The organism is Streptococcus cristatus, from assembly GCF_008369405.1.
GTDB classification, from domain to species: Bacteria; Bacillota; Bacilli; order Lactobacillales; family Streptococcaceae; genus Streptococcus; species Streptococcus cristatus_G.
In genome coordinates this window covers 26809-43237 of sequence record NZ_VSJJ01000011.1, presented here as the reverse complement: position 1 = coordinate 43237, position 16429 = coordinate 26809, and the positions used below count along the sequence as shown (strand labels likewise).

Here is a 16429-nt window from a genome sequence, read left to right as displayed (position 1 = left end):
ATTTTGCAAGCCTTCGACGTAAGTCTCCACCCAAAATCATTCAAATGATGGCTAGAGTTTCTTCTTTGATTTTACCAATATTCATAAAAGAAAAACAGCTGTCGGGTAGGGAATTTAGTTTATTCTAAACCTGTTCCTATCTTGCTAGTCAGTAGGAAAGAACCGTCTTCGTTTTTTGAAAAAGTTAGGATGACGGCTTGATATTTGCTTCCTCCTGGTAAGTAGGTGATGGTTTTTATTTCAGAGCCGCTGACAGTGGAAGTGGTTTCGTCAGTTGGTTTGCCGTGGTCGCGAATGACGTCTTCGTAATTTGTTCCGCCTGCACCTTTTTTCAAAATATCGCCCTCTTTGAGTGCATCAAATTCTGCTTTTGTCCATGTAGACTTTGTATTTTCTTCTTTTTCCTTTTCTTCTTCTCTTTCTGACGAATCAATATAGGAACGATAAGAGTTCGAAAGAGTATCAAACCTTTTTCCCATTTCATTGAACATACGGGAATAGAATGATAGAGTGACCAGTGCGATGATTAAGGAGAAAAAGGAAATGACAGAGCCAATAATGGCCAAAGTTTTCGGTTTCTTTTGGTTAATAATGAGACCGATAATAGCAAGGATAAGAGCAATAGTACCGATAAAAAAAGATAGATAATTGATGATTGGTATCCAGGAGCCAAGTAAAGCGATTGCTCCAAAGACAATGGCTAAAATACCTAAAACTTTATTTTCTTGCTGCATCATAACAACCTCCTCAGATTTTCTATAGCTAACTACTTGAAATATGTACGTCTTTTAGTAATTTGCCTATCTTCATTGTAGCGTAAAATAGAACTAGGAGCAAGATTTTAAGGAGATTTTCATGAAATGGAGCACTGTTAAAATGTGAAGAACCGTTTAAAGAGCTGAAAACACTTTCAAATTTCAAAGAATTGTGATATACTAAACATAGTTGATTTGAGGAGGTGCTATGGAAACTCTAAAGAAACTAGCAGGCATCAAGGCTGCTGAATTTGTCGAAGACGGGATGGTGGTCGGTCTGGGAACAGGTTCGACTGCTTACTATTTTGTCGAGGAAATTGGTCGACGTATCAAAGAGGAAGGCTTGCAGATTACTGCAGTCACAACCTCTAGCGTGACCAGCAAGCAAGCAGAAGGCTTGGGCATTCCGCTGAAATCCATTGATGAAGTGGATCAGGTCGATGTGACCGTTGATGGAGCTGATGAAGTGGATCCTCAGTTCAACGGCATCAAAGGCGGAGGCGGAGCCCTGCTGATGGAGAAAGTTGTTGCGACACCTACCAAGGACTACATCTGGGTGGTCGATGAGAGCAAATTGGTTCAAAAACTAGGTGCTTTCAAGCTACCAGTCGAAGTAGTACAATATGGTGCGGAGCAAGTTTTCCGTCGCTTTGCTCAAGCAGGCTACAAGCCAAGTTTCCGTGAAAAAAATGGCCAACGTTTTATCACGGATATGCAGAATTTCATTATCGATTTGGATCTGGGGGTGATCGAGAATCCAGTCGAATTTGGCCGAGAATTAGATCATATCGTGGGCGTTGTTGAGCACGGCCTTTTCACCAAAATGGTCAACAAGGTGATCGTCGCTGGTCAAGGTGGCGTGAACATTTTAGAAACAGATAACTAGAAAAGAGGTTTTCATGTCAAAATTTAATCGTATTCACTTAGTCGTTATGGACTCAGTCGGCATTGGGGCAGCGCCAGATGCTAACAATTTTGTTAATGCAGGGGTGCCAGATGGAGCTTCCGATACGCTGGGACATATTTCTAAAGCAGTCGGTCTAGATGTGCCAAACATGGCTAAGCTAGGCTTGGGCAATATTGAGCGTGAGCAAGCCTTGAAAACTGTACCAGCTGAGGAAAGTCCAAGTGGTTACTATACTAAATTAGAAGAAGTTTCTTTAGGTAAAGACACGATGACAGGCCACTGGGAAATCATGGGTCTGAACATTACTGAGCCTTTTGATACATTCTGGAATGGCTTCCCAGAGGAAATCTTGACTAAAATTGAAGAATTTTCTGGCCGCAAAGTTATTCGTGAGACTAACAAACCTTATTCTGGCACGGCAGTTATTGACGACTTCGGGCCTCGTCAGATGGAAACTGGCGAATTGATTATCTATACTTCTGCAGATCCAGTGCTTCAAATCGCAGCTCATGAGGAGATTATTCCTTTAGACGAGCTCTATCGTATCTGCGAATTCGCCCGCTCTATTACCTTGGAACGCCCTGCGCTTCTAGGACGGATCATCGCTCGTCCTTATGTAGGTGAGCCAGGCAACTTCACTCGTACAGCCAACCGCCATGACTATGCAGTCTCTCCATTTGAGCCAACTGTTTTGGACAAGCTCAATGAAGCTGGCATTGATACTTACTCAGTTGGTAAGATTAACGACATCTTCAACGGTGCAGGTATCAACCACGACATGGGCCACAACCAGTCCAATAATCATGGTGTAGACAATCTGGTTAAGGCTATCCAGTCTGAGGATTTTAAGTATGGCTTCTCATTTACCAACTTGGTAGACTTCGATGCTCTTTATGGTCACCGTCGAGATCCGCATGGCTACCGTGATTGTCTGCAGGAGTTTGACGCTCGCTTGCCAGAAATCATTGAAAACATGCGGGAAGACGACTTGCTCATGATTACCGCTGACCACGGTAATGACCCGACCTATGCCGGAACGGACCATACTCGTGAGTACATTCCGCTCTTAGTCTTTGGTAAATCCCTCAAGGGGAACGGTCACTTGCCTGTCGGACACTTTGCGGACATTTCAGCAACCATCGCTGACAACTTCGGTGTCGACAAGGCCATGATTGGTGAAAGCTTCTTGGACAAATTGGTATAAGCATAGAGAGTGAGGAAAATATTTTATGACAACATTATCTGAGAAAATCAAAGCAACGGCAGCCTTTCTGAAAGAAAAAGGCATGACGGAACCTGAGTTTGGTCTGATTTTGGGATCTGGTTTGGGAGAGTTGGCTTCTGAAATTGAAAATGCCGTTAGTCTTGACTATGCGGACATTCCAAACTGGGGCCGCTCAACTGTTGTTGGCCACGCTGGTAAATTAGTCTATGGAGATTTGGCAGGGCGCAAAGTATTGGCACTGCAAGGTCGTTTCCATTTCTACGAAGGAAATCCTCTCGAAGTTGTTACTTTCCCGGTGCGCGTGATGGAGGCTCTTGGTGCGACAGGTGTTATTGTGACAAATGCAGCCGGTGGTATTGGATATGGTCCTGGTACTTTGATGGCTATTTCAGACCATATCAACATGACGGGTCAAAATCCTTTGATCGGTGAAAACTTGGATGAATTTGGTCCACGTTTCCCTGATATGTCTAAATCTTACACTCCAGAATACCGTGCAACTGCTCATCAAGTCGCTGATAAGCTTGGCATTAAGCTGGATGATGGTGTCTATATCGGTGTTACCGGTCCAACTTACGAAACGCCAGCAGAAATCCGTGCTTATAAGACACTCGGAGCAGATGCAGTTGGCATGTCTACTGTTCCAGAAGTCATCGTGGCTGCCCACTCAGGATTGAAAGTCCTCGGAATTTCATGCATTACCAATCATGCTGCCGGTTTCCAAGAAGAACTCAACCATGAAGAAGTGGTTGAAGTAACAGAGCGTGTCAAAGGTGATTTCAAACGACTACTTAAAGCCATTCTTGCTGAATTGTAAGAAAACAAAGAATTATAGAGAGAGGAGAGCCTGAGTTTCGAACGAACTCGGGCTAACCTTTCTATGACCTTTGGTAAATATTTAAACTAAGGAAAGGTAGAGCGTGTGTTCAAATTTGAACACGAGCGGAAAACTCGGAAAATAGATAATCTGACTGAGAAATCAGGATTTCTCGTCAGATTCCTAATTTTCAGTCGTTTTCTTGTCGCTCTTTGTATCATAAATTATGTCTATCCATATTGCTGCTAAACAAGGTGAGATTGCTGATAAAATTCTCTTGCCGGGTGATCCGCTTCGTGCCAAGTTTATTGCGGAGAATTTTCTAGAAGATGCTGTTTGCTTTAACGAAGTTCGGAACATGTTTGGCTACACTGGTACTTACAAGGGTCAGCGGGTTTCTGTCATGGGAACGGGCATGGGAATGCCGTCTATTTCCATCTATGCGCGTGAGCTGATTGTGGACTACGGTGTGAAAAAGCTGATTCGTGTGGGAACGGCTGGTTCTCTGAATGCGGATGTACACGTTCGTGAATTGGTTCTAGCTCAAGCGGCTGCGACCAACTCAAACATTATCCGCAATGACTGGCCTCAGTATGATTTTCCGCAGATTGCTAGCTTTGACTTGCTGGACAAAGCTTATCATATTGCCAAAGACTTGGGCATGACGACCCATGTCGGAAATGTTTTGTCGTCAGATGTTTTCTATTCGAACTATTTTGAGAAAAATATCGAGCTAGGCAAATGGGGTGTGAAAGCGGTCGAAATGGAAGCTGCAGCCCTTTACTATCTGGCTGCCCAGCACCAAGTAGATGCCCTAGCTATCATGACCATTTCTGATAGCTTGGTCAATCCTGACGAGGATACGACGGCAGAGGAACGTCAAAATACCTTCACCGATATGATGAAGGTTGGTCTGGAAACCTTGATTAATTAAGCATGAATCTAGATTTAAAAGAGGAAATTCTCTTTGCGATTTCCCGTTATGACTATGCTTATGCCTATAAACTGGCGCAGAAGTTGATGGGAAGTTCCTCGATTGTAACCAGCCTATTGGCTATTCTGGCAGAGCGCAGAGAGCTCAATACTCTGCCAGCCATGGATGAAGAGTTGAAGACTGCCTTGCAGACGCAAAGCGGTTTTCAGCTTTTTTGTCATACCGATTTGGCTGACGAGCAGCTAGCCAACTATCTCTATGATTTGGAAGCCAAGCTGCGCAACGAGCAGATTATTGACTTTGTTCGAGCGGTCAGTCCAGCGATTTATCGGATTTTCATGCGTTTGATCAAGCTGGAAATTCCTGATATTGACCACTTTATCCATAATTCTCGTGAGGCCAGCTATGATCGCTGGAAGTTTGAACGGATGCGGGAGTCAGATTATGCAGTCTTGCAGGATTTTCATGCAGAAAGCACGGTCAATTCGTCCAGTCTGACAGAGTTGATTTTGCATTTGGATCTGCCAGAGTCTGTCAAGGAAGAGGTCAGACAGCTGCGGGAGTTGGAGAAGTCAGTCCGAAATCCGCTGGCTCATCTGATTAAGCCCTTTGATGAGGCGGAATTGTATCGGACAACGGGCTTTTCGTCCCAGCATTTTATGGATATTTTGGTGGACTTGGCGCGCTTCACAGGGATTGTCTACGATCGGGAACATTTTTATTTTGATGAGGCAAACCGCTTGGTTAGAGCTTTATTGATAGGAGAGGAAAATGGATAAAATACAGCAGTTGCAAGACATGATTGACCAAAGCAAGAATATCGTCTTTTTCGGTGGGGCGGGTGTCTCGACCGAGTCCAATATCCCTGACTTTCGTAGTTCGGATGGGATTTACAGTATCAAGCTGGGTCGGCATTTCACGGCAGAACAGCTGGTTTCGCATACCATGTTTGAGCGCTATCCGCAGGAGTTTTTCGACTTTTACAAGAAATACCTGCTCTATCCAGATGCCAAGCCTAATGCGGCTCACGCCTATCTGGCTCATCTGGAGAAGACCGGCAAGCTCAAGGCTGTGGTGACGCAAAATATTGATAGTCTGCACGAAATGGCTGGCTCAAAAAATGTCCTCAAGTTGCACGGCAGTGCGGATAGAAATTTCTGTCAAGGCTGTCAGCGTTTTTACGACTTGGAGGCTTTTCTGGCTCTGCCTGGGACGGTGCCCTACTGCTCTGATTGTGGTGGCATGATCAAGCCTGATGTGACCCTCTATGAAGAGCCCTTGGATATGGAGACTTTCCAGCAAGCTGCGCAGGCCATTCATCAAGCCGACCTGCTGATCATCGGGGGCACCTCCTTGGTGGTCTATCCCGCAGCCAGTCTCATCCAGTACTTTACTGGCAAGCATCTGGTCGTCATCAACAAGACCAGCATTCCACAGGACAAGCAAGCTGACCTCGTCATCGAAGGTAAGATTGGGGAAGTTTTGGGCAAATTACAACAATAAAAAGAACACCTGATGTGAGCATTAGATGCTTGTTTCAGGTGTTTTACTTTATTTATCAAACTGTACTTCCTCAATCAGGTACTCGATAAAGCGCTCGCCCATTTTGGATAGGCTAGCTTTTTCATGCTGGATGTATACCAGTTCAATTGGATCATCGATATCCAGAGGGATGGAGACGATATTGTCTCCGTTGAGGTTGCTGTTAAGAATACCGGTCGCAATCGTGTAGCCATCCAGACCGATTAAAAGGTTAAAGAGGGTTGCACGGTCGCTGACGACGATGGACTTTTTATGGTGCTCCTGTGAGAGAATTTCCTCAGAAAAGTAGAAGGAATTGTGAGTCCCTTGGTCATAGCTGAGATAAGGGAAATCCTCCAAGTCCGACAGTTGTACCAGCTTTTTCTTGGCCAGCGGATTGGATTTGCTGACAAAGATATGGGGCTGAGCTGTGAAGAGGTGGGTCGCAATCAGATGGCTATCATCCAGCATTTTAGAGAGGACATCACGGTTATAGCTGTTGAGGAAGAGGACACCGATCTCGCTGCGGAAGTTTTTTACGTCGTCAATGATTTCCCAAGTCCGAGTTTCCCGCAGAAAGAGTTCGTATTTCTCCATATCGCTTTTTTTAAGCAGGGAGACAAAGGCATTGACCACAAAGGCATAATGCTGGGCAGAGACGCTGAAAAGCTCGCGGTGGGCGACAGGATTTTTGTATCGCTCCTCTAGAAGCTGAGTCTGCTCAACTACCTGACGGGCATAGGAAAGAAACTCCATGCCGTCTTTGGTCAAGGTAATTCCTTTGGGATTGCGAATGAAAATCTCGATGCCCATTTCATTTTCCAAATCTCGCACAGCGTTGGACAAGCTAGGCTGGGTGATAAAAAGTTGCTTGGCAGCCTCGTTCATGCTGCCGGTCTCGACGATTTTGATAATGTAGTGTAATTGTTGAATTCTCATAGGTCTATTTTATCACAAATTGGGGATTTTTTCTTGACAAATCAGGAAGATTAGCAAATGTTTGCTTGCCAAACTTGCCTGTGCTAAAATGAAAGAAATAAGGAGGGCGATATGGCCAAAGATGCTGACTATAAGAAGCGTTCAGTAGTTGGACCAATTACTATTTTTATAGTCTTTATGACAGTTTGTATCATGCTTCCACTTGGGAAACTAATGCTTATGTGGGGAGCTCACGCTGTTTATAAGGATTTGGAGCGAAAGAGTATGTCCTCGTCTGTTTATCAAAAGTCACCAGAGGAGCTTGAACTAGAAGAGAAAGTTTTAGAGAGAGGAAACCATCGTTTTAAATGGACAACGTATGAAATTATCAATCTGCAAATAAAGGATACCGCTGCTGGTCAAAACGGAGCTTCTCTGGACCAAGTCCTTGAAAAGCATGGCAAGGCTTCAAGCTTTTTTTATACTGAGAGCAATAGGAATATTGAATTAAGCTATACAAGTGAGATTATTCAAGTCCGTCATAGTAGTTTAAGGTTGACATTTGAAAAAGATGGAGCAGGCTATTATCTCATTGCTAAGAAAGCGAATATTCTTGATGAGGCCTATCCAACTTTGCCACAGGAGCATAGTCCTCATCTTTGGACAAAGGACGAAATAGCCAGTTTACAAGTCCGTGACGAGAGCACAGGCCATACTGGTATGTCCTACGAAGAGATCGTTCAATTATTTGGTCTGCCTCGAGAATCAGAAGTATTTATTTCGCGCTTGGATGCGGCAGATAGCCAGCATATTGGCTTGGAACTCAAATACTTAACATCAGATCAAGTCTATGATAATGAATGGGTTCATTTAACTTTACACCGTCAAGAAGATGGCGTCTTTCGGTTGACGACAGCCAACAGCCATATTGAGAGAACAGAAAGATAGGGGAATTTATGCCCTCCTTTGATAGCCAAAGTAATCAGACAGGATATTCTGAATGGCGGAGAGTCTGGCACTTTCTCAAGTATATACAAACAGACTTAAGCACATTTTGCAATTTCAATCTATTCGTGATATGATGGGTCTTTAGATTGATAAGGAGCAGTGATGAAGAGACAAGAAGATTCGTTTGAAGATCTTGCTTTCGAGTTAGAAAAGCAAACCTATAAGTCCAAGTTTTTGCCATTCATGGTAGTAGCTATTGTTGTATTTTCTCTCATTGGAACAGCTTTTTTAACACTTTCTCTATCAGGAAAAAGCAAAGTCAAGCAGACGCCAACTCCGTCTAGCCAGATTAGTTCATCAACAAATAGTTTGGAAGATGAGAAAGCTGAAGCAGAACAATTCGCTAAAAGTCTTATCGTTTCTCCAGAAAAAAGCGGTCCCTTTCTTTGGACAGTTGAAAAGGCAGTCGCGCTTCCCATGAACAAATACAAGGGCGGAGCCGTCTTGGAAGATGTGTTAAAAGAATTTGGGAAACCAGTTCAAGGTGGGGCCTGGATTGATTTTTTGCCAAATCACGAAGTTCAAAAGCATATTCGCCTTATCTGGGAATCGAAAAATGGTAGTCTGGGGTATGTATCTTTAACCTTTGCTGAATTTGATGGTGTCTATAAGCTCATTTCAAAATACCACTTTAGCCTTTCAAGTGATAAAATCCAGGTGGATAACAATCCTAAAAGATCCTTTTTATGGACGCAAGCATACATCGATAGTCTTGTTATTGGTGCTAGAGAAGGAACAGAAAAAGGCACTCCATATGATGAGATTGTTTTAAAAGTTGGCTTACCTCTATATCAGACGATTTCTGGAGATGACAATCAACTGAAGATGCAGGTTGATTATGTTAATCCACATTATTGGCAAAACCCAGAACAATTGAAAAGAGTTCATTTAGAATTCTACAAGCAAGTAGATGGTAGATGGCGTTTGGTGTCTAAAGAAAGTAAGTAAAATAAATAGATAAGAAAGAGGAGAAAAATGAGGAGGAGTAGCAAGAAAAAGCGTGATCTTCATTCGTTTAGAGAGATCAAAAGAGACCTTTATCGGCAACAAAAGCTAAAACGAGAAGAGCTCAGAATGATGACGATGAAGGAGGAGAAAAAAAGAATTAGCTTGGCTTTTACCCTTCTTTGTTTGGCAATCTCATTTGCTTTGTTCTTTGGCTTCTATTATTTATCGCAACAGGTTCCTAATAAAGCTGAATTGAAGTACAAATATGACGATAGTGCCTCGATAGTTAGTGGAGAAAGCTCAGCTAGTCAGCAAGATGATGATGAATCAACATTGACCCAAGAACAAAAGGAGCTGAAAAAGAAAATTGTTGAGGAAGATGAAGAGAAGTTTGCTTTTAATTGGACATTGGATAATTTTGTAGAGCTCAAGGTGGAAAATGGGGGGACTAATAGCCCAACTTTAGAAGAAGTCATTGCGAAATATGGTAAGGGTTCAGCTGTGAGTTTTGCTACAAAAGGATTGACACTAACTTATAAGACAAGAATTATAGATGTTCCTAGATATGGCTCATCGGGACATCCTCAGGAAATCAATTTGGTTTTTTATGACCCTGATTCGAATGGCAAGAACTATTATTTGATAAGTAAAAGTGCAGTATATTTAGATGACAGTAACTATCCTTCAGCGACGAAAGACGAATTTGTCTTTAAGTGGAAGCCAGAAGATATGGATACATTAAAAATAGGTGATAGCCAGTATGGCAAAGGTGGGATGACTTATCAAGAGGTTGTTGAGCGTTTTGGACTTCCTTCAGAACTTAATATTTATGGAAGTGGCATGAGCAATAGCCCCTTATCACTACAGGCCAATTATAGAAACTTTCGAAACATAGAACGAAAATATGATTCAGTAACCTTGACTTTCAAGAGGCAGGAAGATGGGAGTTTTTATCTGGCAAATGCAAATAGTGAATTTGACAAGAGCTGGTAAGACTGTGATTCCTTGGAGAAAATTTGAAAGATCTTATGTTTTTTCTATCTTGACAATCCTTATCGCTAACGATATAATGTTTACAATTTAACCTTTAATCAAGTCCAGTGAGGCTGCAAGGTAGGAAAAACGGTATAAGGGGCAATTTGACTGCCTTGTTTTTTGCGAAACCTTGCTGTGGCAAGGTTTTTTCTTGTAGAAAGTGAGGTTGTCATGGTTAGTGACAGTTGTAAAAAGAGATTTGGCAAGATTATGCTGGAGCAAATGGAGCTGCTGGAGCAGGTAGAAATTGCGCCTCAGATTTTTTCGATGCGCCTGAGAGGCCAGATGGTGAGTCAGATGCAGGTTGGGCAATTCCTGCATATTCGAGTGCCAGATGATAGCAAGCTGCTGCGACGCCCGATTTCCATATCGGAGATTGATCGGGAGAAAAATATCTGCCGGATTATCTATCGGGTCGAAGGTGGCGGGACGGCCATTTTCTCTCAGCTTCCTGTTGGTAGCTATCTTGATGTCATGGGACCTCAGGGAAATGGTTTTGATTTGTCCCCGGTAGAAAAGGGCGACAAGGTCTTGATTATTGGTGGTGGTATCGGTGTACCTCCTCTCTTACAAACAGCCAAAGAACTCCATGCTAAGGGGGCTCAAGTCACTGCAGTATTAGGCTTTGCCAATCAATCTGCGGTTATTCTGGAAGAAGAATTTGGTCAGTGCAGTCAGTTGTTTATCACTACAGATGATGGGAGTTACGGACGAAAAGGCTATGTATCAACGATTATCGATGAGCTGACTGAGGATTTTGCTGCGGTCTATTCTTGTGGGGCGCCCGGTATGCTTCAGTATGTGGATCGGAAATTTCACGATCATCCCCATGCCTATCTATCAATGGAGTCTCGCATGGCTTGTGGCATGGGCGCCTGCTATGCCTGCGTCGTTCATGTAGCAGGTCAGGATGAAGCGGTTAATAAGCGGGTCTGCGAAGACGGTCCAGTTTTTGAGACTGGCACCATCGTGCTTTAGGAGGATAAGGAAATGACTGAAAATCGTTTGAAAATTTCTCTGCCAGGATTAGAGCTGAAAAATCCAATCATCCCAGCTTCAGGCTGTTTTGGTTTTGGTCAGGAGTATGCCAAATACTATGACTTAGATCTACTGGGCTCTATCATGATCAAGGCGACGACGCAACATCCCCGCTTTGGCAATCCAACGCCCCGTGTAGCTGAGACGCCAGCTGGTATGCTCAATGCTATCGGCCTCCAAAATCCAGGTGTCGATGCAGTTTTGGCTGAAAAACTTCCTTGGCTGGCTCAGCACTATCCAGACTTGCCGATTATTGCCAATGTGGCTGGTTTCTCCAATGAAGAATATGCTTATGTATCTGGAAAAATCTCTCAAGCCCCCAATGTCAAGGCGATTGAGCTCAATATTTCCTGCCCCAATGTAGACCACGGCAATGCGGGGCTTTTAATTGGTCAAGTACCAGAGTTAGCCTATGATGCAGTAAAAGCAGCGGTCTCAGCTTCCCAAGTTCCAGTCTATGTCAAATTGACCCCCAGCGTAGCAGATATTACCCAAGTGGCCAAGGCGGCAGAAGATGCGGGTGCGAGCGGACTGACCATGATCAATACCTTGGTGGGAATGCGTTTCGATTTGAAAACGAAGCGGCCCATCATTGCCAATGGAACGGGAGGTATGTCTGGCCCAGCTGTCTTTCCTGTGGCGCTCAAGCTGATTCGTCAGGTCGCTCAGTTCACCGAACTACCAATCATTGGCATGGGGGGAGTTGACTCGGCAGAGGCAGCGCTGGAGATGTTTATCGCTGGCGCATCAGCTATCGGCGTCGGAACAGCGAATTTTACCGACCCTTATGCCTGCCCTAACATTATAGAAAACTTGCCGCAGGTCATGGATAAATACGGTATCGATAGCTTAGAAAGCTTGAGAAAAGAAGTCAGAGAAAATTTACTTTAAGCTCTATTTTCTCTTGACAAACTACCCAGTAAATTATAGAATGATTAAGATAAAACCTTTAAAGAAGTCCAGAGAGGCTCTAAGGCACATACGTTTAAAATGGCAGATTCTGCCTAATTTTCGTGTAACCTTGCTCTCGGGCAAGGTTTTTTCTATGATTGTGATCATCTTTATAGTAAGTAACAAGCAAGGAGAAGAACTGTATGCGTGAAGAACGTCCTATTATCGCCCTAGACTTTCCATCTTTTGATGATGTCAAAAACTTTCTGGAGCATTTCCCTGAAGATGAAAAACTGTACGTCAAAATCGGCATGGAATTCTTTTATGCCATTGGTCCAGAAATTGTGCATTATCTGAAAGGTTTGGGACATAGCATTTTCCTCGATTTGAAATTGCACGACATTCCTAATACCGTGCGTTCAGCTATGTCTGTTTTGGGAACATTCGGCATTGATATGGTGACAGTTCATGCAGCTGGCGGCGTTGAGATGATGCGGGAGGCCAAAAAAGTTCTCGGTGACAATGCGAAGCTGGTAGCGGTAACCCAGTTGACTTCAACTAGCGAAGAAGACATGCGCGACTGCCAAAATATCCAAACAACCGTGCAAGAATCCGTTGTCAATTATGCCCGCAAGGCCAAGGAAGCTGGGCTGGATGGGGTTGTTTGTTCAGCCTTGGAAGTTGAGCTGATCAAGGAAGCTACGGCGGACGATTTTCTTTGTGTGACGCCGGGTATCCGGCCAGCAGGTGCTGAAATCGGTGACCAAAAACGGGTCATGACGCCGCAGGAAGCTCATCAGATTGGCAGCAATTATATTGTGGTTGGTCGGCCGATTATTCAGGCTGAAAATCCTTGGGATGCCTATCATGAAATTAAGAGACAGTGGAACAGCTAAGCAAGAATAAGACTTTCAAATGAAACCTTCAAACGAAACGAATAGCTTAAAAAACAGATTTATAAGGAGTACAAAATGACTTTAGCCAACGATATTGCACGCGACTTGTTGAAAATCAAAGCGGTTTACTTGAAACCAGAGGAGCCTTTTACTTGGGCTTCTGGAATTAAATCACCGATTTACACAGATAACCGAGTGACTTTGGCCTACCCAGAGACTCGGACTTTGATTGAAAATGGCTTTGTTGAAAAAATTCGTGCGGAATTTCCTGATGTGGAAGTGATTGCGGGTACGGCAACAGCAGGTATTCCCCACGGCGCTATCATTGCCGACAAGATGAATCTGCCTTTTGCCTATATCCGTAGCAAACCAAAAGATCACGGGGCGGGCAATCAGATTGAAGGGCGTGTGGCTCCTGGTCAAAAGATGGTTGTCATTGAAGATTTGATTTCCACTGGTGGCTCTGTTTTGGATGCTATTGCGGCAGCCAAGCGTGAAGGAGCAGATGTAATCGGTGCTGCAGCTATTTTCACCTACGAATTGCCAAAGGCGGATAAGAACTTTGCGGATGCAGGCGTGAAGTTGGTGACCTTGTCAAACTATACAGAGCTTATCCACTTGGCTGAGCAAGAAGGCTACATCAATGCAGAAGGATTGGCTTTGCTGAAGAAGTTCAAAGACGATCAAGAAAACTGGCAAAATTAAGAAGGTACGAGGAGGCGGGACGAGGATGTCCCTGTCTCCTTTTTAGGATTTACTTGGGCTCTGCTCACTTTTTAAAATAGCAAAAAGTGCTTGATTTTGTTATAATAAAGCCATGTCTAAGATTTATCATGTTACTTTTTCGATCCTGCAAAAAATCATGCTGGTGCTAAGTCTCCATTGGTTGTTTACAGCTATTTTTCATGTGTCGCAGTTAAGTAGCTTGGCTCTGATTTTGTTTGGAGTCTTGGCAATCCTAGCGAATCGCTATCGGTTTCAGCTTAAAAAGTTTTATCATTTTCTAATGAGGCACAAGCTTGCCATTGCTTTAGCAGCTCTCCTTTTTCAGCTCATCATGCTCCTATCGGCTGAGCTTTTGATTCGACGGGATGCAGCAGTGGTTTTCACAGGGGCTTTCAAGTACCTGAAGGAGTCATCTATTTCCAGCTATCTGACGCGCAATCCCAATAATCTGCCCCTCTTTCTCTATGAGCGTTTTTTCTTTAACCTTTTTGGTGAAGCAGCTCTCTGGATTATGCAGGGACTCAATCTTTTTTACGTCAATATTGCGACTTGGATCCTCTACAAAGGCTGTCAGCGGTATTTTTCGCAGGCTACAGCAGATGCAGTTTTTAGCCTTTATGTGGCCTTGGTCGGATTCTCGCCTTACTACATGTCCATGTACACAGACATTCCTCCTTTGCCTTTGATTAGTCTACATATTTTTCTAGCATTGAGCTTGCTGGAAAATAAGGGGAATAGTCGCCAAATCATTTCTAGAAGCCTTTTATTAGGGATTCTGACCAGTCTTGCCTTTCTGATTCGTCCGACGGTGATGATTCTGTTGATTGCTGTTTTTGGGGTTTTGTTTTTGAGACAAAACTGGAAAAAGTTTTTCTTGACTGCTGCAGTCTTTGCCCTAAGCTTTTCAGCAGGCTACCTTCCGCTTCATTATGGTTTAGCTCACCAGACCGAAGTGCCGATTATTCAAGGCGAAGGACTGGCCAAAGGGCCACTGCTTTTCATCAATCTGGGGCTAACCAATATCGGTCACGATCAGGAGGACATGAAGGAAGGGCTCTTGCAATACGTTGAGCCTGACAAGCGAGCTGACTACAATAACGGCATGTTTGCCAAGGAAAATGTCATCAAAGAAATCAAACGCCGCTTGAAAGAATACACTCCGCTGACTTTTCTTCAACACCTGTATTATAAGCAATCATTGACGGTTGCCGAAGGCAACTTGGGCTGGCTTTATCGGAGTGTTGAACATGAAAAAACGCCCTATATTTCACCGCTTTATGAAAGCACAAAAGACAATAGACTTGCTCAGTTTATTCGTGATTTTTTCCTGAATTCCGATAAAGATAGTTATCGTTTTTATTCGCTGCTTAAGCAAGCGGTTTGGATTATTATGGCTTTGGGGCTTGTCTTTGCCCTTTGGAAATACCGACCAGATGACTCTTTGAATTTCTTAATTTTGGCAGTCTTTGGAGGTTTGCTCTTTTTACAGATTTTTGAAGGAGGGAAGACCCGGTATCTGATTCAGTTTCTGCCGCAAATTCTAATTCTGTCAGCTGTGGGCTTAACTCAGTATCCGCTAGACTTGACTCGCATGAAATTTTGGAAAAAATGAGGTCTAAGGAGACCTATTGTCACCCCCTTGCTCGTAAACATAGAATGTAAAATAAAAAGGAGAAAAGATGCAGCATTCAGCTTGGCACGCTTTGATTAAGGAGCAGCTGCCAGAAGGTTATTTTGCAAAAATCAATCATTTTTTAGACGAAGTTTATGCTTCAGGAACCATTTACCCACCTCGCGACAAGGTTTTTAATGCCATTCAGACGACGGATTTGGCGGATGTTAAGGTGGTTATTTTAGGGCAGGATCCTTACCACGGACCGAGACAGGCACAGGGCTTGAGCTTTTCTGTTCCTGATGATATTCCAGCTCCGCCTTCTTTGCAGAATATTCTCAAAGAATTGGCAGATGATATCGGGGTTAAGGAGTCGCATGATTTGACTTCATGGGCTCAGCAAGGTGTTCTCTTGCTCAATGCTGGTCTGACAGTTCCTGCTGGTCAGGCCAATGCCCATGCTGGCTTAATCTGGGAGCCTTTTACGGATGCCATTATTAAGGTCGTTAATGCAAAGTCAGATCCGGTTGTCTTTATCCTATGGGGTTCCTATGCCCGCAAGAAAAAAGCCTTGATAAGCAATTCCCAACATCTGATTATCGAGTCGGCTCATCCAAGTCCGCTGTCTGCTTACCGTGGCTTTTTTGGCAGCAAACCCTTTTCCCGCACCAATGAGTTTTTAGTTACTAAAGGCTTGGAGCCTATCAATTGGTTAGCATAGGAGGTAGTATGGTTCAGTTAGCAACGATTTGTTATATCGATAATGGGCGTGAGTTTCTCATGCTGCACCGCAACAAAAAGCCCAACGATGTCCATGCTGAGAAGTGGATTGGTGTCGGTGGTAAGCTAGAGCGGGGAGAAACCCCGCAGGAATGCGCTGCTCGCGAAATTTTAGAGGAAACAGGTCTAAAGGCCAAGCCTGTTCTCAAAGGCGTCATCACTTTTCCAGAATTTACTCCCAACTTGGACTGGTACACTTATGTCTTTAAGGTGACAGAGTTTGAAGGGGAGTTGATCGACTGCAATGAAGGAACGTTAGAATGGGTGCCTTACGATCAGGTTCTTTCAAAGCCGACTTGGGAAGGGGATCATACCTTTGTTGAATGGCTGTTGGAGGATAAGCCCTTCTTTTCAGCTAAATTTGTTTATGATGGTGATAAACTGCTCGACACGCAAGTCGATTTTTACGAATAAAGGA

Annotated in this window: 18 protein-coding genes; 16 read left to right on the top strand and 2 right to left on the bottom strand. The window is 43.7% G+C overall.

What is annotated here, in order from left to right; genetic code table 11:
* Window positions 1-119 precede the first annotated feature (119 nt).
* Window positions 120-737: a CD20-like domain-containing protein gene (locus tag FXF62_RS09495; RefSeq protein ID WP_187984263.1), complete on the bottom strand. Its 618-nt coding sequence runs from the start codon at window positions 735-737 to the stop codon at window positions 120-122.
* 226 nt (window positions 738-963) lie between these two features.
* On the opposite strand from FXF62_RS09495, the gene rpiA reads away from it, so the two are divergent.
* The 6 genes from rpiA to FXF62_RS09465 all read left to right on the top strand — a co-directional run bounded on the left by rpiA (window position 964) and on the right by FXF62_RS09465 (window position 6141).
* Window positions 964-1641 (top strand): ribose-5-phosphate isomerase RpiA, encoded by a 678-nt coding sequence (rpiA, locus tag FXF62_RS09490; protein WP_149518541.1) that lies wholly within the window; start codon window positions 964-966, stop codon window positions 1639-1641.
* Window positions 1642-1654: 13 nt separating this feature from the next.
* Complete coding sequence (locus tag FXF62_RS09485) at window positions 1655-2866, top strand: phosphopentomutase (protein ID WP_149518540.1); 1212 nt, start codon at window positions 1655-1657, stop codon at window positions 2864-2866.
* Between the two features lie 25 nt (window positions 2867-2891).
* Entirely contained in the window at window positions 2892-3704 is an 813-nt protein-coding gene (locus tag FXF62_RS09480) for a purine-nucleoside phosphorylase (protein ID WP_149518539.1), read from the top strand.
* A 226-nt stretch (window positions 3705-3930) separates the two neighbouring features.
* Window positions 3931-4638 (top strand): purine-nucleoside phosphorylase, encoded by a 708-nt coding sequence (gene deoD, locus FXF62_RS09475; protein ID WP_149518538.1) that lies wholly within the window; start codon window positions 3931-3933, stop codon window positions 4636-4638.
* Window positions 4639-4640: 2 nt separating this feature from the next.
* Entirely contained in the window at window positions 4641-5417 is a 777-nt protein-coding gene (locus FXF62_RS09470) for a hypothetical protein (protein WP_149518537.1), read from the top strand.
* A complete protein-coding gene (locus FXF62_RS09465; RefSeq protein ID WP_149518536.1) occupies window positions 5410-6141 on the top strand; it encodes an NAD-dependent protein deacylase in 732 nt (243 codons plus the stop codon). Before FXF62_RS09470 ends, FXF62_RS09465 begins: the two co-directional genes overlap by 8 nt.
* Window positions 6142-6189: 48 nt before the next feature.
* Here the strand turns inward: FXF62_RS09465 and FXF62_RS09460 are convergent, their stop codons facing one another.
* Window positions 6190-7098 (bottom strand): LysR family transcriptional regulator, encoded by a 909-nt coding sequence (locus FXF62_RS09460; protein WP_005589634.1) that lies wholly within the window; start codon window positions 7096-7098, stop codon window positions 6190-6192.
* Window positions 7099-7209: 111 nt separating this feature from the next.
* On the opposite strand from FXF62_RS09460, the gene FXF62_RS09455 reads away from it, so the two are divergent.
* From FXF62_RS09455 to FXF62_RS09410, 10 genes are all read left to right on the top strand, one after another.
* A complete protein-coding gene (locus FXF62_RS09455; RefSeq protein WP_149518535.1) occupies window positions 7210-8025 on the top strand; it encodes a hypothetical protein in 816 nt (271 codons plus the stop codon).
* A gap of 162 nt (window positions 8026-8187) precedes the next feature.
* The gene (locus FXF62_RS09450) at window positions 8188-9033 is read left to right on the top strand and encodes a hypothetical protein (protein WP_149518534.1); all 846 of its coding nucleotides are present in this window, start codon (window positions 8188-8190) and stop codon (window positions 9031-9033) included.
* A gap of 27 nt (window positions 9034-9060) precedes the next feature.
* The gene (locus FXF62_RS09445) at window positions 9061-10026 is read left to right on the top strand and encodes a hypothetical protein (RefSeq protein WP_149518533.1); all 966 of its coding nucleotides are present in this window, start codon (window positions 9061-9063) and stop codon (window positions 10024-10026) included.
* A gap of 213 nt (window positions 10027-10239) precedes the next feature.
* The gene (locus FXF62_RS09440) at window positions 10240-11046 is read left to right on the top strand and encodes a dihydroorotate dehydrogenase electron transfer subunit (RefSeq protein ID WP_149518532.1); all 807 of its coding nucleotides are present in this window, start codon (window positions 10240-10242) and stop codon (window positions 11044-11046) included.
* A gap of 12 nt (window positions 11047-11058) precedes the next feature.
* On the top strand, window positions 11059-11997 hold the full coding sequence (locus FXF62_RS09435; RefSeq protein ID WP_149518531.1) for a dihydroorotate dehydrogenase: 939 nt from the start codon (window positions 11059-11061) through the stop codon (window positions 11995-11997).
* 203 nt (window positions 11998-12200) lie between these two features.
* Window positions 12201-12893, top strand: coding sequence for an orotidine-5'-phosphate decarboxylase (gene pyrF, locus FXF62_RS09430; protein WP_037618089.1), 693 nt, complete (start codon window positions 12201-12203; stop codon window positions 12891-12893).
* Window positions 12894-12968: 75 nt separating this feature from the next.
* Window positions 12969-13598 carry an orotate phosphoribosyltransferase gene (gene pyrE, locus FXF62_RS09425; RefSeq protein ID WP_125373497.1) on the top strand — a complete coding sequence of 210 codons (630 nt, stop codon included), beginning with the start codon at window positions 12969-12971 and terminating at the stop codon, window positions 13596-13598.
* A gap of 112 nt (window positions 13599-13710) precedes the next feature.
* Window positions 13711-15231: a glycosyltransferase family 39 protein gene (locus tag FXF62_RS09420; RefSeq protein ID WP_149518530.1), complete on the top strand. Its 1521-nt coding sequence runs from the start codon at window positions 13711-13713 to the stop codon at window positions 15229-15231.
* A 67-nt stretch (window positions 15232-15298) separates the two neighbouring features.
* Window positions 15299-15952 carry a uracil-DNA glycosylase gene (locus FXF62_RS09415; protein ID WP_148880421.1) on the top strand — a complete coding sequence of 218 codons (654 nt, stop codon included), beginning with the start codon at window positions 15299-15301 and terminating at the stop codon, window positions 15950-15952.
* A gap of 8 nt (window positions 15953-15960) precedes the next feature.
* Window positions 15961-16425: an NUDIX hydrolase gene (locus FXF62_RS09410; RefSeq protein WP_149518529.1), complete on the top strand. Its 465-nt coding sequence runs from the start codon at window positions 15961-15963 to the stop codon at window positions 16423-16425.
* Window positions 16426-16429 lie beyond the last annotated feature (4 nt).

Excerpts from the sequence above, each read along its gene's own strand:
- FXF62_RS09495 (WP_187984263.1), bottom strand. The coding sequence starts at position 737 with ATGATGCAGCAAGAAAATAAAGTTTTAGGTATTTTAGCCATTGTCTTT.
- rpiA (WP_149518541.1), top strand. The coding sequence starts at position 964 with ATGGAAACTCTAAAGAAACTAGCAGGCATCAAGGCTGCTGAATTTGTC.
- FXF62_RS09485 (WP_149518540.1), top strand. The coding sequence starts at position 1,655 with ATGTCAAAATTTAATCGTATTCACTTAGTCGTTATGGACTCAGTCGGC.
- FXF62_RS09480 (WP_149518539.1), top strand. The coding sequence starts at position 2,892 with ATGACAACATTATCTGAGAAAATCAAAGCAACGGCAGCCTTTCTGAAA.
- deoD (WP_149518538.1), top strand. The coding sequence starts at position 3,931 with ATGTCTATCCATATTGCTGCTAAACAAGGTGAGATTGCTGATAAAATT.
- FXF62_RS09470 (WP_149518537.1), top strand. The coding sequence starts at position 4,641 with ATGAATCTAGATTTAAAAGAGGAAATTCTCTTTGCGATTTCCCGTTAT.
- FXF62_RS09465 (WP_149518536.1), top strand. The coding sequence starts at position 5,410 with ATGGATAAAATACAGCAGTTGCAAGACATGATTGACCAAAGCAAGAAT.
- FXF62_RS09460 (WP_005589634.1), bottom strand. The coding sequence starts at position 7,098 with ATGAGAATTCAACAATTACACTACATTATCAAAATCGTCGAGACCGGC.
- FXF62_RS09455 (WP_149518535.1), top strand. The coding sequence starts at position 7,210 with ATGGCCAAAGATGCTGACTATAAGAAGCGTTCAGTAGTTGGACCAATT.
- FXF62_RS09450 (WP_149518534.1), top strand. The coding sequence starts at position 8,188 with ATGAAGAGACAAGAAGATTCGTTTGAAGATCTTGCTTTCGAGTTAGAA.
- FXF62_RS09445 (WP_149518533.1), top strand. The coding sequence starts at position 9,061 with ATGAGGAGGAGTAGCAAGAAAAAGCGTGATCTTCATTCGTTTAGAGAG.
- FXF62_RS09440 (WP_149518532.1), top strand. The coding sequence starts at position 10,240 with ATGGTTAGTGACAGTTGTAAAAAGAGATTTGGCAAGATTATGCTGGAG.
- FXF62_RS09435 (WP_149518531.1), top strand. The coding sequence starts at position 11,059 with ATGACTGAAAATCGTTTGAAAATTTCTCTGCCAGGATTAGAGCTGAAA.
- pyrF (WP_037618089.1), top strand. The coding sequence starts at position 12,201 with ATGCGTGAAGAACGTCCTATTATCGCCCTAGACTTTCCATCTTTTGAT.
- pyrE (WP_125373497.1), top strand. The coding sequence starts at position 12,969 with ATGACTTTAGCCAACGATATTGCACGCGACTTGTTGAAAATCAAAGCG.
- FXF62_RS09420 (WP_149518530.1), top strand. The coding sequence starts at position 13,711 with ATGTCTAAGATTTATCATGTTACTTTTTCGATCCTGCAAAAAATCATG.
- FXF62_RS09415 (WP_148880421.1), top strand. The coding sequence starts at position 15,299 with ATGCAGCATTCAGCTTGGCACGCTTTGATTAAGGAGCAGCTGCCAGAA.
- FXF62_RS09410 (WP_149518529.1), top strand. The coding sequence starts at position 15,961 with ATGGTTCAGTTAGCAACGATTTGTTATATCGATAATGGGCGTGAGTTT.